12 protein-coding genes are annotated in these 12,280 nt (G+C 61.4%); 8 read left to right on the top strand and 4 right to left on the bottom strand.

All coding sequences use genetic code 11. The features are described from left to right. From A3714_RS18340 to A3714_RS17160, 4 genes are all read left to right on the top strand, one after another. Nucleotides 1–165, top strand: coding sequence for a hypothetical protein (locus A3714_RS18340; RefSeq protein WP_255362641.1), 165 nt, complete (start codon nucleotides 1–3; stop codon nucleotides 163–165). Between the two features lie 263 nt (nucleotides 166–428). Further along, on the top strand, nucleotides 429–1,334 hold the full coding sequence (locus A3714_RS17170; protein WP_063508665.1) for an aspartyl/asparaginyl beta-hydroxylase domain-containing protein: 906 nt from the start codon (nucleotides 429–431) through the stop codon (nucleotides 1,332–1,334). 121 nt (nucleotides 1,335–1,455) lie between these two features. After that, on the top strand, nucleotides 1,456–1,995 hold the full coding sequence (locus tag A3714_RS17165; protein WP_062816905.1) for a hypothetical protein: 540 nt from the start codon (nucleotides 1,456–1,458) through the stop codon (nucleotides 1,993–1,995). 189 nt (nucleotides 1,996–2,184) lie between these two features. Continuing rightward, nucleotides 2,185–2,859: a hypothetical protein gene (locus A3714_RS17160; protein WP_062816906.1), complete on the top strand. Its 675-nt coding sequence runs from the start codon at nucleotides 2,185–2,187 to the stop codon at nucleotides 2,857–2,859. Between the two features lie 50 nt (nucleotides 2,860–2,909). On the opposite strand, the gene A3714_RS17155 is transcribed toward A3714_RS17160, so the two are convergent. The 3 genes from A3714_RS17155 to A3714_RS18335 form a co-directional block, all read right to left on the bottom strand. Beyond that, entirely contained in the window at nucleotides 2,910–4,280 is a 1,371-nt protein-coding gene (locus A3714_RS17155) for a DEAD/DEAH box helicase (RefSeq protein ID WP_062816907.1), read from the bottom strand. Nucleotides 4,281–4,383: 103 nt separating this feature from the next. Further along, nucleotides 4,384–5,106 (bottom strand): glycerophosphodiester phosphodiesterase family protein, encoded by a 723-nt coding sequence (locus A3714_RS17150; RefSeq protein WP_063508666.1) that lies wholly within the window; start codon nucleotides 5,104–5,106, stop codon nucleotides 4,384–4,386. A gap of 76 nt (nucleotides 5,107–5,182) precedes the next feature. After that, nucleotides 5,183–5,317: a hypothetical protein gene (locus A3714_RS18335; RefSeq protein WP_255357632.1), complete on the bottom strand. Its 135-nt coding sequence runs from the start codon at nucleotides 5,315–5,317 to the stop codon at nucleotides 5,183–5,185. Between the two features lie 446 nt (nucleotides 5,318–5,763). Here A3714_RS18335 and A3714_RS17145 point away from each other — a divergent pair, with 446 nt between their 5' ends. Further along, nucleotides 5,764–6,186, top strand: a complete 423-nt coding sequence (locus A3714_RS17145) for an MgtC/SapB family protein (protein ID WP_063508667.1) — start codon at nucleotides 5,764–5,766, stop codon at nucleotides 6,184–6,186. 25 nt (nucleotides 6,187–6,211) lie between these two features. On the opposite strand, the gene recQ is transcribed toward A3714_RS17145, so the two are convergent. Beyond that, complete coding sequence (recQ, locus tag A3714_RS17140; protein WP_063508668.1) at nucleotides 6,212–8,347, bottom strand: DNA helicase RecQ; 2,136 nt, start codon at nucleotides 8,345–8,347, stop codon at nucleotides 6,212–6,214. A gap of 96 nt (nucleotides 8,348–8,443) precedes the next feature. On the opposite strand from recQ, the gene chrA reads away from it, so the two are divergent. The 3 genes from chrA to A3714_RS17125 all read left to right on the top strand — a co-directional run bounded on the left by chrA (nucleotide 8,444) and on the right by A3714_RS17125 (nucleotide 12,159). After that, nucleotides 8,444–9,580 carry a chromate efflux transporter gene (gene chrA / locus A3714_RS17135; RefSeq protein WP_063508669.1) on the top strand — a complete coding sequence of 379 codons (1,137 nt, stop codon included), beginning with the start codon at nucleotides 8,444–8,446 and terminating at the stop codon, nucleotides 9,578–9,580. Between the two features lie 229 nt (nucleotides 9,581–9,809). Beyond that, nucleotides 9,810–10,445 (top strand): TetR/AcrR family transcriptional regulator, encoded by a 636-nt coding sequence (locus A3714_RS17130; RefSeq protein ID WP_062816912.1) that lies wholly within the window; start codon nucleotides 9,810–9,812, stop codon nucleotides 10,443–10,445. A 19-nt stretch (nucleotides 10,446–10,464) separates the two neighbouring features. After that, complete coding sequence (locus tag A3714_RS17125) at nucleotides 10,465–12,159, top strand: acyl-CoA dehydrogenase family protein (protein ID WP_063525691.1); 1,695 nt, start codon at nucleotides 10,465–10,467, stop codon at nucleotides 12,157–12,159. The last annotated feature ends 121 nt before the right edge of the window (nucleotides 12,160–12,280 follow it).

Below are 12,280 nucleotides of genomic sequence, written 5' to 3'. Positions count from 1 at the left end.
ATGCGTGATGTACCGGACCACACCAAGGACGACTTTGTGCTGCTGTCAGGTACCAAGGTGCGTGAGATGCTGGGCCAGGGCATTGCCCCGCCGCCGGAGTTCTCTCGTCCGGAAGTGGCCCAGATCCTGATGGACTACTACCAGGCGCTGGACGCCGACAAGTAACAGGCTGAGTGCTCCGCACTCAATGCCCTTCGGGAAAAGCCTCTTTCGAGAGGCTTTTTTCGTTTCCGGCAAGGCGCTCGCCAGTGCGAAATGCCCCCCGCGCTGTCGTAACCCAGGACGGATAGCGCCGAGCAGCGGCGGAAAATTACCGATGTGGCTCCGGTTTTGCGGGCCAGGATTAGGTAAAATTTCGCCTAATTCATTTTCCGGGTGCCGCGGTTCACTGGCGAAACCCCGTTAGCAAGAGTGAAAAGGGACAGGTTATGGCCGTTATTGTGGTCTGTTTGCTGGTCTATGTGGGCTGCATTGTGTTTATCCGTATGCGTAACCGGGAGCCGTTTGGTCTCAAGCGCCAGCTTTCCGATTTTTCCACCTTCATGGTGCCGTTCAATATTCCGGCGTATCTATTGTCGAAGGTGCCCACCACGCCCCGCATGGACAAATCCTGGTTTCCGGAGCTGCAGCTGATCGAGGATAACTGGGAAACCATCCGTGACGAGGCGTTGGCCCTGTATCACGGCGGCAACATCACCGCCAAGGAGGACTTGCCGGCCAGCAGTTTCTACAAGGACAATCGCTGGACCAGCTTTTACCTGAAGGTTTATGACAACAAGCTGCCTTCCGCCTATGAGCTGGCACCGAAAACCATGGCCCTGCTGGACCAGCTTCCGTCCATGAACATTGCCCTGTTTGCCGTGTTGATGCCGGGCAAGAAGCTTAATCGTCACCACGATCCGTTCGCCTACACCCTGCGCTATTCCATGGGGCTGAGCACTCCCAACGATGAGGGCTGTGGCCTGACGGTGAACGAGGACGACTATATCTGGCGCGATGGCGACAGCATCATCTTCGATGAAACCTATATCCATTCCGCCTGGAACCGCACCGAGACCCCGCGAATCATTCTGATGACGGATGTGGACCGGCCCATGAAGTGGAAGTGGGTACAGAAGGTGTACTGGTACTTCGGCTGGTTCTTCAACCGCCTGTTCTTTATCGACAACCTGGATAGCAGCCATACCGGGGTGGGCAACAAGCTGGGCAAAGGGGTGCTGGCCTACAAGGGCTTCCTGAAGTCTGTAAAGCGGAGAAACAAGACGTTCTATGTGACCGCCAAGTGGGCCGTGGTGCTGGCGGTACTGGGGAGTATCGGCTACCAACTGGTGTAGCCTGGCGTAGAGGTTGGCAAGAAAAACTGCCGAGCGGTCGTGGTTTTGCGTCCGATTGGCTTGGGACGTATTACTGCCTCGTGCCACCATGCCGGTGAACATATCGGCAGGGATAACAATAATGATAAGGAACATCATTGCCGGGGCCGTTATGGCCTTGGCGTTTGTCGGGGTCACCAGCGCAGAGGTGACGGTGGCGCCGGCGGGGGCGTTTTCCGCCAGCGGTAAACTGGCCATGAAGAAAGGTGCCATCCCGGTCAGTTGCCATACCACGTTTAACGGCCATGTCAGTGAGCAGGGGGCGATCCGGGTGACCGAGGTCATCTTCGGTGGCATCAACCCGTTGTGCAAAAGCATCAAGGCGCTGGCGCTGCCCTGGCAGGGCCAGGTAGAGCACCCGGGGCGCCTCACCGTGGATGACATGCAGGTCAAGGTCAGGGTGCCGTTACTGGGGGGGATCTGTGGGCCCGGGCCGGTGACCTTGGTGTGGGGCAACACGGACGGTTCGGCCACGTTTGATGCGGTGACCTTGGGCCCGGACTGCGCCATGGACGGAACCATGATCACCTCTCCCCAGGTAGATATCCGCCGTGCCAAACCCTCTGCCTCTTCCTCACAGGCGGTCCGTCAACCTGCTGTTACCCACAGCGGTGGCTCCTGAATCACGCCTGGGGGACTTGGCATGGCCTGAAAGCCTGCGCCTGCAAGGCGTGATTCAGACGCGCCAGGTTGATACTCCTGCGTATAAGCTTTGTTATTCCGGCCCGATTGGCGTTTCCCCTCGGGCCATGGCCCCGCTATCATGAGTTTTTTGAGTGACAGCAACTGTTTGCAAGGCAAGGACATAACAATGCAGAACGTGGTGGCGATTCCCGCTAACCCGGCGCTGGTCAACAGCACCGAAGACTTCCTTCATGCCGTCGAGCACGATCGTAAAGACAGTGCCGAGAAATTCATTCACATGGTGGACCATCTCACCGACCGGATTCTCAGCCTGTTTCTGGTGGAGCCGGCCAATATGACCGAGCTGTCAGGGGGCCAGAAAAAGGTGATCGATTTTGCCGTGTCCACCGCCGGCAAGGCGTCCAGCATGCTCACCCGCCAGATTTTCAAGAAGGTGTCCAACGCGGAATTCGCCCCGGTGGTGAAGAACGTGAAGGCCATGTACTGGCAGGCTGGCGACGACAACGATAATCACGCCAGTATCGCTTTCCCGGTGGAAGACAGCTTCGCCGCTGATTTCCGCAAGGCCACCGAGCTGTGTGCGGCAGGCAAGGGCACCGAAGACGTGGCCCTGGTCACCCGGGTGATGAGCGCCATGTCGGACAAGATCATCGATGAAGTCTTTGTCGCCAACACCAAGGAAGTGAAGATCGGCTTTGTGACCCAGAAGGCCTTGAACGTGGGTATCGACGGTAGCCGCAAGGCGGTGCATGCGGTCAACAACAAGGTGCTCAAGGACCTGAGCGATGATGAGCTGAAAGGTTATATGGCTCACTACCAGGGGTTGCTGCGGCAGCGGTAAGCGATGGGTTAGAGTCAGAAAAAAGGCGCCTCTCAGGCGCCTTTTTTCGTTCAGGACTGGGCTTGCGGCCGGCGGTTGCCTGCCGGGCGACGCCGTCGCTGGCTGTTGCCACCGGGGCGGCTGTTGTTGGCAGGCCGTGCCTGGCGGTTCTGGCCATTGCCGCCTCCGCCATTGCCTTTGCGAGCCTGACCGTTACCGCCGCCATTGTCCGGACGGGAGTGGGCCGGTTTCGCTTTCTTCGGGCGTTTGCGCTTGGGTGGCTGTAGCGCCCCCGCTGCCGGTAGCGGTTCGCCGGGCTCAAAGCCGGCCACGATTTTGCGCTCCAGCTGTTGCTGGGTCAGCCGTTCGATATCTTTCAGCTGTTGGGCCTCATCGGCGCTGACCAGGGAGATGGCCTGGCCGGTGGCGCCGGCACGGCCGGTGCGCCCGATGCGATGCACGTAGTCTTCCGGCACATTGGGCAGGTCCACGTTGACCACCTGGGGCAGCTGCTCGATATCCAGACCCCGGGCGGCAATGTCGGTGGCCACCAGGGCGCGGATCTTGCCGTTCTTGAAGTCTGCCAGGGCACGGGTACGGGCATTCTGGCTCTTGTTACCGTGGATGGCCGCGGCTTCGATGCCGTTGCTTTCCAGTTGTTTGGCCAGCTTGTTGGCGCCGTGCTTGGTACGACTGAAGACCAGTACCTGGTACCAGTTGTTGTCCTGGATCAGGTGGGTAAGCAGGGCGGCCTTGCGCTGTTTGTCCACCGGGGCAATCCACTGGGTAACCAGCTCGGTGGTGGTGTTGCGCGGGCTCACATCGATTTCCACCGGGCTGTTCACCAGGCCCTTGGCCAGGGCGCGGATTTCCGGTGAGAAGGTGGCCGAAAACATCAGGTTCTGCCGTTTGGGGGGCAGCTTGGAGAGAATCTTGCGGATGTCATGGATAAAGCCCATGTCGAGCATGCGATCCGCTTCGTCCAGCACCAGGATTTCCAGGCGGTCGAATTTCACCGCGTTCTGTTGATACAGATCCAGCAGGCGACCGGGTGTCGCCACCAGGATATCCGCGCCGCCGCGCAGGCGCTGCATCTGTGGATTCACCTTCACACCGCCGAAGACCACGGTGGAGGTGAGGGGCAGATGCTTGCCGTAGGTGGCCACACTGTCGGCGACCTGGGCGGCCAGCTCCCGGGTTGGGGTCAGTACCAGGGCGCGTACCTGGTTATGGCTGGCGGGCTGGCCGGCGCGCAGGCGCTCCAGCAGGGGCAGGGTAAAACCGGCCGTCTTGCCGGTGCCGGTCTGGGCAGCAGCCATCACATCACGGCCGCTGAGTACGGCAGGGATGGCCTGGGCCTGGATCGGTGACGGGGTGTGATAACCCTGATCGGCAACAGCGGCCAACAGGTCATCCCCCAGTCCAAGGGAAGTAAAAGGCATGTAATTGGGTCTGACATAAGAAGGGGCGGCAAGCCTACCGCATCCCGGGGCGGAACACGAGCCCGGCGGTCCGGTGCCCGACGGAGCCTCATTCCCAGGCTCGCTAGCGTATCGGCGCGGTATTACTGAGGATTTCGTCGACCCCGGAGCGGAGCGCCTGGCGCTGCTGCTCCCGTCCCTCCGGCAGGAACGCGAGCACCCGGCCGCCGAGACGGTGATAGGCATCGACCAGAGAGTGCCGGAACAGGGGCAGGCCGTGAAACACCGGTGGCAGGGAATAGGTGCGGCCGGCGCGTATGGCGGCCAGCGGGCGAAGCCCCATCAGCAGCGACAGGCCGGCTCGACGGCATTCTGTCTGTGGCGCCATGGTGATAGCGGCGGGGAAGTGCTGGCGTAGCAATCGAGTGTGCTCCGGGTGCCAGAGCAGGAAACGGGCCTGGCGGCAGAGCCAGTCGCCTTTCTGTTGCTGGTCGGCCCAATGGCGCAGCGCTGCCAGGGTGCGTGCCGCGCTCTCCGGTTTGATGTCGAGAATCCAGCGTTGGTCGGTAAAGGTATGGGCGAAATGCTCGAAGGTAAGCAACGGCTGGCCATCATGGAGTCGATGGCGTAGGCATTGGTCCCTGTCCATGTCTTCGATAACGGCGTCACTGCCGGTGGTGCGAATCAGGGAGGCATCATGATGGAGGACGATCTGGCCATCATGGGTGCTGCGCAGGTCGGTTTCCAGGGTGTGGAAACCGGCTTCGGCGGCGGCCTCGAACGCATGCAGGCTGTTCTCACCATGGCGTTGGTGCAGGCCGCGATGACTGATCCATATCACATCCATGGGAGTATTCTCTCCCGGACGCGGATCAGGTTAAAGCGCCGCAGGTCGGGCGAGGATGCGGGATGGCTGGGCTCTCTCAGGCCGCGTGGGCGGCGGTGCTTTCCGCGTCAATGGATTCCCATTGGCCGCAATGATCCGCGTGGGCATCCTCAAAAACCCCTGCCAGGGCGTCAGGCACCCATTCCAGATCCAGCTGCACGTCTTGTTCCATGGTTTGTCCCCACAGTATCTTTTTTGAACAGGATCAAGAGTAGCGTGGCTACGGCCATGGCTCTGTTGTCTGGGTGTAAGCTTTTGCTTACAGAGAGTGACAAAGCGTGATGCAAAATTTGGCGTAGTCCGGGCCTTTGTCACGGCAATGCCGGCTAAGGAGAGTGCGTATGCAGGAGTTAGGGAGCCTCTGAATAACGCTTTGCGTACTCAGCGTGACCTGAAGGGTGCAGCTGTTGTGTTTTGGTGCGACGGACAGGGTGGTTCCCTTTCCTAGCGACAAAGCGCAGCAGATGTGCCCTTCAGGTCACGCCCTTCGGGGCTTCCAGGCTGGCCCACACTCGTTGTTGCACTTTCTCGACAGGCAACCAGCATGCCTTCAAAAGCGCGCCTAGATTGTGAGCCAGCCTGAAAGCCTGAGCATGCAAGGCGTTATTCAGAGGCTCCCTGGACTGGAACCAGGTCGTTACCCACCTGTACCAGCTGGGGATTGCCTTTGTGTTGGCGTTACCGGTGGCCTGGAATCGGGAGCAGCGCGCCCGGGGTGCGGGCCTGCGGACCTTCCCGCTGGTATCCATTGCCGCCTGCGGTTACATGCTGGTGGGGATGCAGGTCTATAGCGGCTCTGATGCAGAAGCCCGGGTGATGTACGGGATTATTACCGGCATGGGCTTTATCGGCGGCGGGGCGATTCTCAAGGATGGGGCCAGTGTCAGTGGTACTGCCACGGCGGCCAGTTTGTGGAATACCGGGGCCATTGGCATTTCGGTGGCTTACAGCCGCTATGAAATCGCCCTGGTGCTGTCACTGATCAACTTTCTGATCCTGCAGTTCTCCCGTTCATTCAAACGGCTTCCGGTGGAAGACTGAAGGCGGATGGGCGGTACAGGCGCTTTTATGCCGTGGCAAGGATGGCCTGACGGACGCAGTGCAGGACCCCGGTCGGCCAGTCGTCGGCCAGCAGGTCTTTCAACTGTCGGTAGCTGAAAGTGTCCTCGGCCAGGTTGGGTTGGCTGAGCAGCGCATCCTGGATGATGCCGATCTCGGTTTCGCTGATCCCCAGCGCCTGCTCCAGGCTGAGCTGATGGGTGGTAACCAGCTGTGCCAACTCCCGGTACACGGTTTGCTCGTTCAGATTCTGCTGGCGGGCGATGGCGGCCGGGCTCATGTTGGCCTGGGCCAGAGCGAGAATCTCGTTGCGATCCGGGCCGACGGGCTCGGCGACACCGGCGGCATCATCCTTCCCGTTGAGGATGGCCAGAAACGCATCCCCGTAGCGTTCCAGCTTGCGGTCGCCGACGCCGCTGACGGCGGCCATTTCCATCCGATTCCGTGGGCGAATGGCGAGCATGTCCATCAGGGTGGCGTCGTGGAAGACCACATAAGGTGGCACGCCTTCTTCATCCGCCAGCCGTTTACGGCAGGCGCGCAGGGCTTCCCAGAGGGTGCGGTCGGCGTCAGCGATATTGGCGTGCGCGCGTCGGGTGGAGGCTTTCCTGGCCTTGGCCATTTCCTTGCGCAGGTGAAGGGGCTGTTCGCCGCGCAGGTAGGGGCGACAGGCTTCGGTGAGTTGCAGCGCGCCAAAGCCGTTCATGTCCACGGTCAGCAGGCCACGGGCCACCAGTTGCCGATAAATGCTTCTCCACTGGCTGGAGCTGAACTCATTGCCGATGTTCCAGGTGGAGACATGGTCGTGACCGGCGCTGGCCACCTTGTCGGAGCGGTTGCCGGTGAGCACGTCGATCAGGTGATTGGCGCCAAAGCGTTGGCCGGTGCGGTAGACGCAGCTCAGCGCTTTCTGGGCGGCCTCGCTGGCATCGAAGGTCTGCGGTGGGTTCAGGCAGGTATCGCAGTTGCCACAGGGCTGCTCCAGGGTCTCACCGAAATAATGCAACAGGGCCTGACGACGGCACTGGGTGATCTCGCACAACCCCAACATGGATTCCAGGCGCTGATTTTCGTTGCGTTTGTGCTGCTCGTTGCCGCTGCTCTGGGCCAGCATCTGCTTGAGTTTGATGGCATCTTCCAGGCCATAGGCCATCCAGGCAGTGGCGGGCTCCCCATCACGACCGGCACGACCGGTTTCCTGGTAATAGGATTCGATGCTTTTTGGCAGGTCCAGGTGGGCCACGAAGCGCACATCCGGTTTGTCGATCCCCATGCCGAAGGCAATGGTGGCCACCATCACCAGCCCATCCTCGCGCAGGAACCGTTGCTGGTGGTTTTCGCGGGTTTGCGCGGGCAGGCCGGCGTGGTAAGGCAGAGCCTTGACGCCCTGCTGGCACAGCCATTCGGCGACCCGTTCCACCTTGTTGCGTGACAGGCAGTAGACAATCCCGGCATCGCCGTCATGCTCGGCACGAATCAGGCGCAGGAGCTGATTCCGGGCGCCATCCTTGCGCTCGATACGGTACTGGATATTGGGCCGATCAAAACTGGAGACGAAGTGACGGGCCTGGGTCAGGTCCAACCGTTCGGCAATTTCCGTTCGGGTGCGTTGATCCGCCGTGGCGGTCAGGGCGATGCGCGGTACATGGGGAAATTCCCGGTGCAGCAGGGACAGTTGCAGATAGTCGTTGCGGAAATCATGGCCCCACTGGGAGACGCAGTGGGCTTCGTCGATGGCAAACAGGGCAATCTGTGCCTGGTGCAACAGCGACAGGGTGCGAGGTTGTATCAGCCGTTCCGGGGCGATGTAGAGCATGTCCAGTTCGCCGTTGAGCAGGGCATCTTCCAGGGCGCGCTGCTGCTCCATATTCAGCGTGGAATTGAGAAATCCGGCTCTGACGCCCAGCGCCTTGAGGGCATCCACCTGATCCTGCATCAGGGCAATCAGCGGGCTGATCACCACGCCGGTACCAGGGCGAACCAGCGCCGGAATCTGGTAGCACAGGGATTTGCCGCCGCCAGTGGGCATCAACACAAGCGCATCGTCGCCCTGGATCAGGCTATCGATAATGGTCTGTTGCTCACCACGGAACTGGTGATAGCCAAAGACATGCTGGAGAACGGAGTGGGCATCGGATTGCATGGGGCGAGTATACCTGCCGCCGACCGGCACTGACATCCGCCCGCCAGCAAACTGTGCTAGGTTCTGGTGAAATTTCAGCGGGAATACTTGTCAGTGATGCGCGATATCTTTCGTCAGTTTCTGTTGCTGGGGCTGATCAGCTTTGGCGGGCCGGCGGCCCACGTGGGGTATTTTCACCGTCGCTTCGTGGAGGAATTGCAGTGGCTGGATGAGGCGGAGTTCGCTCGCCTGCTGGCGCTGACACAGTTTCTGCCCGGGCCGGCGTCCAGTCAGTTGGGCTTTGCCATCGGCCGAGTGCGCGGGGGGATCTTCGGGGCCTTTGCAGCGTTTGTTGCCTTTACCCTGCCGTCTTTTCTGTTGATGGCGCTGTTGGGGATCTACGCCGCCTCTTTGCCGGACTGGCTGCAGGGTGGGGCAATCACCGGGCTGAAGTGGCTGGCGGTGATCGTGGTGGCCGATGCGGTGTGGAATATGGGCCAGCGTTTCTGTGCCAACGGCCTGACCCGCTCCATCGCCGCCTTGGTGGCTGTGCTGTTGGTGCTGTGGCCGGCGTTGCTCGGGCAGATGCTGGCCTTGCTGGTTGCTGCCGCCATTGGCTGGCACTGGCTGCGACCGGCTCAGGGCGTGGCGGCACCGGGTAAACCGGTGTGGCGCCGTGGGCCGTTGCTGCTGTTCGCGTTGCTTGCGGTTGTCGCCCTGCTGCCGGCGGGGCGGATGTTGGGCCTGTGGAATGATTTCTTTGCCGCCGGTTCCCTGGTGTTTGGTGGGGGGCATGTCGTGCTGCCCCTGTTGCAGGAACTGGTGGGGCCGCAGATGTCTCCGGATCAATTTCTCACCGGTTATGCCGCCGCCCAGGCAGTGCCCGGGCCCATGTTCTCGCTGGCATCTTATCTGGGTGCTGTGCTGCTGCCGGCCAGCCCCTGGTGGGGTGCACTGATCGCTACCCTGGCGATTTTCCTGCCGGGCTTTCTATTGGTGCTGGGACTGATGGAAGGGTGGCAGTGGCTCTCTTCCCGTCCGGCCCTGGCCGGGGCAGTAGCGGGGATCAATGCGGCGGTGGTGGGGCTGCTGCTGGCGGCCCTGTATCAGCCGGTGTTCGTCTCTGCGGTGAATGATCTGTGGGATTTGTTGATCGTGGTGGCGGGGTTTGTGGTGCTGCGTAGCAAGACAGTGCCGTTATGGGGGATGGTGCTGGGCATGGCGGCGCTGGGGGTGATGACCAACCTGCTGTAGGAGCGCCTCATGAGGCGCGAATCCGAGCCTTTGGCGAGGGATTTGTCATCCGATCAGGCAAATTGCCAATAGATTCGCTGGTGCTATCTGCAGCCGGTTCTTCGCCTGGGCTCAGGTTCGCGCCTCGAGAGGCGCTCCTGCGGGGAGCTGGGGTGCGCGACAGGCGGCGGTTGCCAGAAGGTCGGAATCATGGTTCACTTCTTTTAAGAAATGAATATGGATTCCGATTATGGCTTACCGGGAAACCGCCAATGTGAAAGCGCGCAAGGCGGCCCAGCGTGACCATCTGCTGGTTTGCGCTGAGCAGCTGGTCCGCGAGGGCGGCTTTGCCAATCTCACCATGCAGACGCTGGCGGCCAAGGCCGGGGTAGGCGTGGGCACCCTGTATCGCTATTTCGACAACAAGGCGGTGCTGGCGGCGGAGGTCTTTCGTGTGGCCACCGAGCGTGAAGTGGCTGCAGTGGCAAAGGCGATGGGGCATCCCGGCAGCTTTTCCGAGCGGCTCTGCCATGTGCTGCAGGTCTTTGTGCGGCGTGCCCAGGCGGCACCGCGGCTGGCCTGGTCGTTGATCGCCGAGCCGGTGGATCCGGCCGTGGACGCGGAGCGTCTCACCTATCGCCAGCGCTACGCCGCGCTTTATCAGCAGTTGCTCAGCGATGGGGTTAGCCAGGGGGCGCTGCCCATGCAGGATACGGCGATCAGCGCGGCGGCGCTGGTCGGCGCCATTGCCGAAGCCCTGGTGGGCCCGTTGTCCGACCCGTTGGCCAAAACCCAGCTGGCGGAATCCCTGACCCAATTCTGTCTGCGAGCCGTGGGGGTACCCCCGGCGCAGGCCCAGTTTATCGAGCAGCAACAGACTGCATGATTTTTTCGGGAGAGCACCAATGACCGCCAAGCACGATAACCTGAAGCCGGACCCGCTGGCCCAGACCCACGAGGTCTTCAACCAGGCCCGGGCCCTGGAAGACTACAACGCCTACGACAACGATACGGCCCTGCGTGAAGCGGTGCGCCGCCACGGAGCCGGGTGGGCAGAAGACCGCCTGTCTGCCCACGGAGCCAAAACCGGCAGCGCGGAAGTGATCGAATGGGGCTTCCTGGCCAACGAGCACAAGCCGCAGTTCTTCTCCCACGACCGTCAGGGCTATCGCGTGGACGCCGTGAAGTACCACGAAGCCTACCATCGCCTGATGACGCTGGGTCTGGAGTCCGGGATTCATTCGGCTCCCTGGACGGATCCCAGGCCGGGTGCCCATGTGGCCCGTGCGGCACAGAGCTATCTGCAAGGACAGGTGGAGGCGGGCCATGGCTGCCCGTTGACCATGACCTTTGCCTCGGTGCCCTCTATCAAGCTGACGTCCTCGCTGGCAAAGGAATGGCTGCCGAAGATTCTCAACAATGCCTATGACCCCCGTAATGTGCCGCACACGGAAAAGCAGGCGCTGACCATCGGCATGGGCATGACCGAAAAGCAGGGCGGTTCCGATGTACGCGCCAACACCACCCGGGCCTACCCGGTGGCAGCGGAAGGCCCGGGGGAAGCCTATGAACTGGTGGGCCACAAGTGGTTCACCTCGGCGCCCATGTGTGATGCCTTCCTGGTGCTGGCCCAGACCGACAGCGGCCTGAGCTGTTTCCTGGTGCCCCGCTGGCGTCCGGACGGCAGCAAGAACCCGATCCAGGTGCAGCGCCTGAAGAACAAGATGGGCAATGTCTCCAATGCCTCCTCGGAGATCGAACTGCGCGGCGCCCTGGGCTGGATGGTCGGCGAGGAAGGGCGCGGCGTACCGGCCATTATCGAGATGGTGGCCATGACCCGCTTCGATTGCATGGTGGGCTCCACCTCCGGTCAGCGCCAGGCCGTGGCTCAGGCGGTGAACCATGCCATGGGCCGCGCCGCCTTCGGCAAGACCCTGATTAATCAGCCATTGATGCGTAACGTCTTGGCGGATTTGCAACTGGAGGTAGAAGGCTCCCTGGCCATTACCATGCGCATGGGGGAGGCACTGGATAACAGTACCCTGGACCCGGCCAATGAGCATGAGAAACTGCTGTTGCGGTTAGGTCTGCCGGCGGGCAAGTACTGGATCTGCAAGCGCACCCCGTTCCATGCCTATGAAGCCATGGAGTGCCTGGGGGGGAACGGTGTCACCGAAGACTTCATTATGGCGCGCCTGTATCGCGAGGCGCCCATCAATGCCATCTGGGAAGGCTCCGGTAATGTGCAGGCCCTGGACATGTTACGGGCCCTGGCCAAGACCCCGGCGGTGCTGGAGGTGTGGTTCGCCGAGCTGGCGAAAACTGCTGGCAGTGATAGCCGTCTTGACCAGGCAGTGACGTCGCTCAAGCGGGAATTCACGGACATGGGTGAGGCGGAATACCGGGCCCGGGACATCGTCGATCGCCTGTCCCTGACCCTCCAGGCCAGCCAGCTGGTGGCGGCCGGCAATGGGGCAGTTGCCGAGGCCTTTATCGCCTCCCGTCTGGGCGAGCACGGTGATCGAAACTATGGGACGCTGCCGCGGGGGCTGGATCTGGATGAGATTCTGCGGCGGGCAAACCCTTGGACGAGCAATTAAGAGTTAATAATGAATAATTAATAACTGGCACGAGCTCAGCGCCTAAGCACCTTGCAACGCAAGAGGCCGCGTCCAGACTCTGGACGCGGCCTCTTGGCGTTCAAACCCTGAAAAGCCTGAT

This window comes from Alcanivorax sp. HI0007 (assembly GCF_001635525.1).
Taxonomy (GTDB): domain Bacteria; phylum Pseudomonadota; class Gammaproteobacteria; order Pseudomonadales; family Alcanivoracaceae; genus Alcanivorax.
Note: the sequence above shows the minus strand (reverse complement) of the source record. Positions and strands in the feature narration are given on the sequence as shown.

Coding starts and splice junctions, on each gene's coding strand:
- A3714_RS18340 (WP_255362641.1), top strand. CDS start 1: ATGCGTGATGTACCGGACCACACCAAGGACGACTTTGTGCTGCTGTCA.
- A3714_RS17170 (WP_063508665.1), top strand. CDS start 429: ATGGCCGTTATTGTGGTCTGTTTGCTGGTCTATGTGGGCTGCATTGTG.
- A3714_RS17165 (WP_062816905.1), top strand. CDS start 1,456: ATGATAAGGAACATCATTGCCGGGGCCGTTATGGCCTTGGCGTTTGTC.
- A3714_RS17160 (WP_062816906.1), top strand. CDS start 2,185: ATGCAGAACGTGGTGGCGATTCCCGCTAACCCGGCGCTGGTCAACAGC.
- A3714_RS17155 (WP_062816907.1), bottom strand. CDS start 4,280: ATGCCTTTTACTTCCCTTGGACTGGGGGATGACCTGTTGGCCGCTGTT.
- A3714_RS17150 (WP_063508666.1), bottom strand. CDS start 5,106: ATGGATGTGATATGGATCAGTCATCGCGGCCTGCACCAACGCCATGGT.
- A3714_RS18335 (WP_255357632.1), bottom strand. CDS start 5,317: ATGGAACAAGACGTGCAGCTGGATCTGGAATGGGTGCCTGACGCCCTG.
- recQ (WP_063508668.1), bottom strand. CDS start 8,347: ATGCAATCCGATGCCCACTCCGTTCTCCAGCATGTCTTTGGCTATCAC.
- chrA (WP_063508669.1), top strand. CDS start 8,444: ATGCGCGATATCTTTCGTCAGTTTCTGTTGCTGGGGCTGATCAGCTTT.
- A3714_RS17130 (WP_062816912.1), top strand. CDS start 9,810: ATGGCTTACCGGGAAACCGCCAATGTGAAAGCGCGCAAGGCGGCCCAG.
- A3714_RS17125 (WP_063525691.1), top strand. CDS start 10,465: ATGACCGCCAAGCACGATAACCTGAAGCCGGACCCGCTGGCCCAGACC.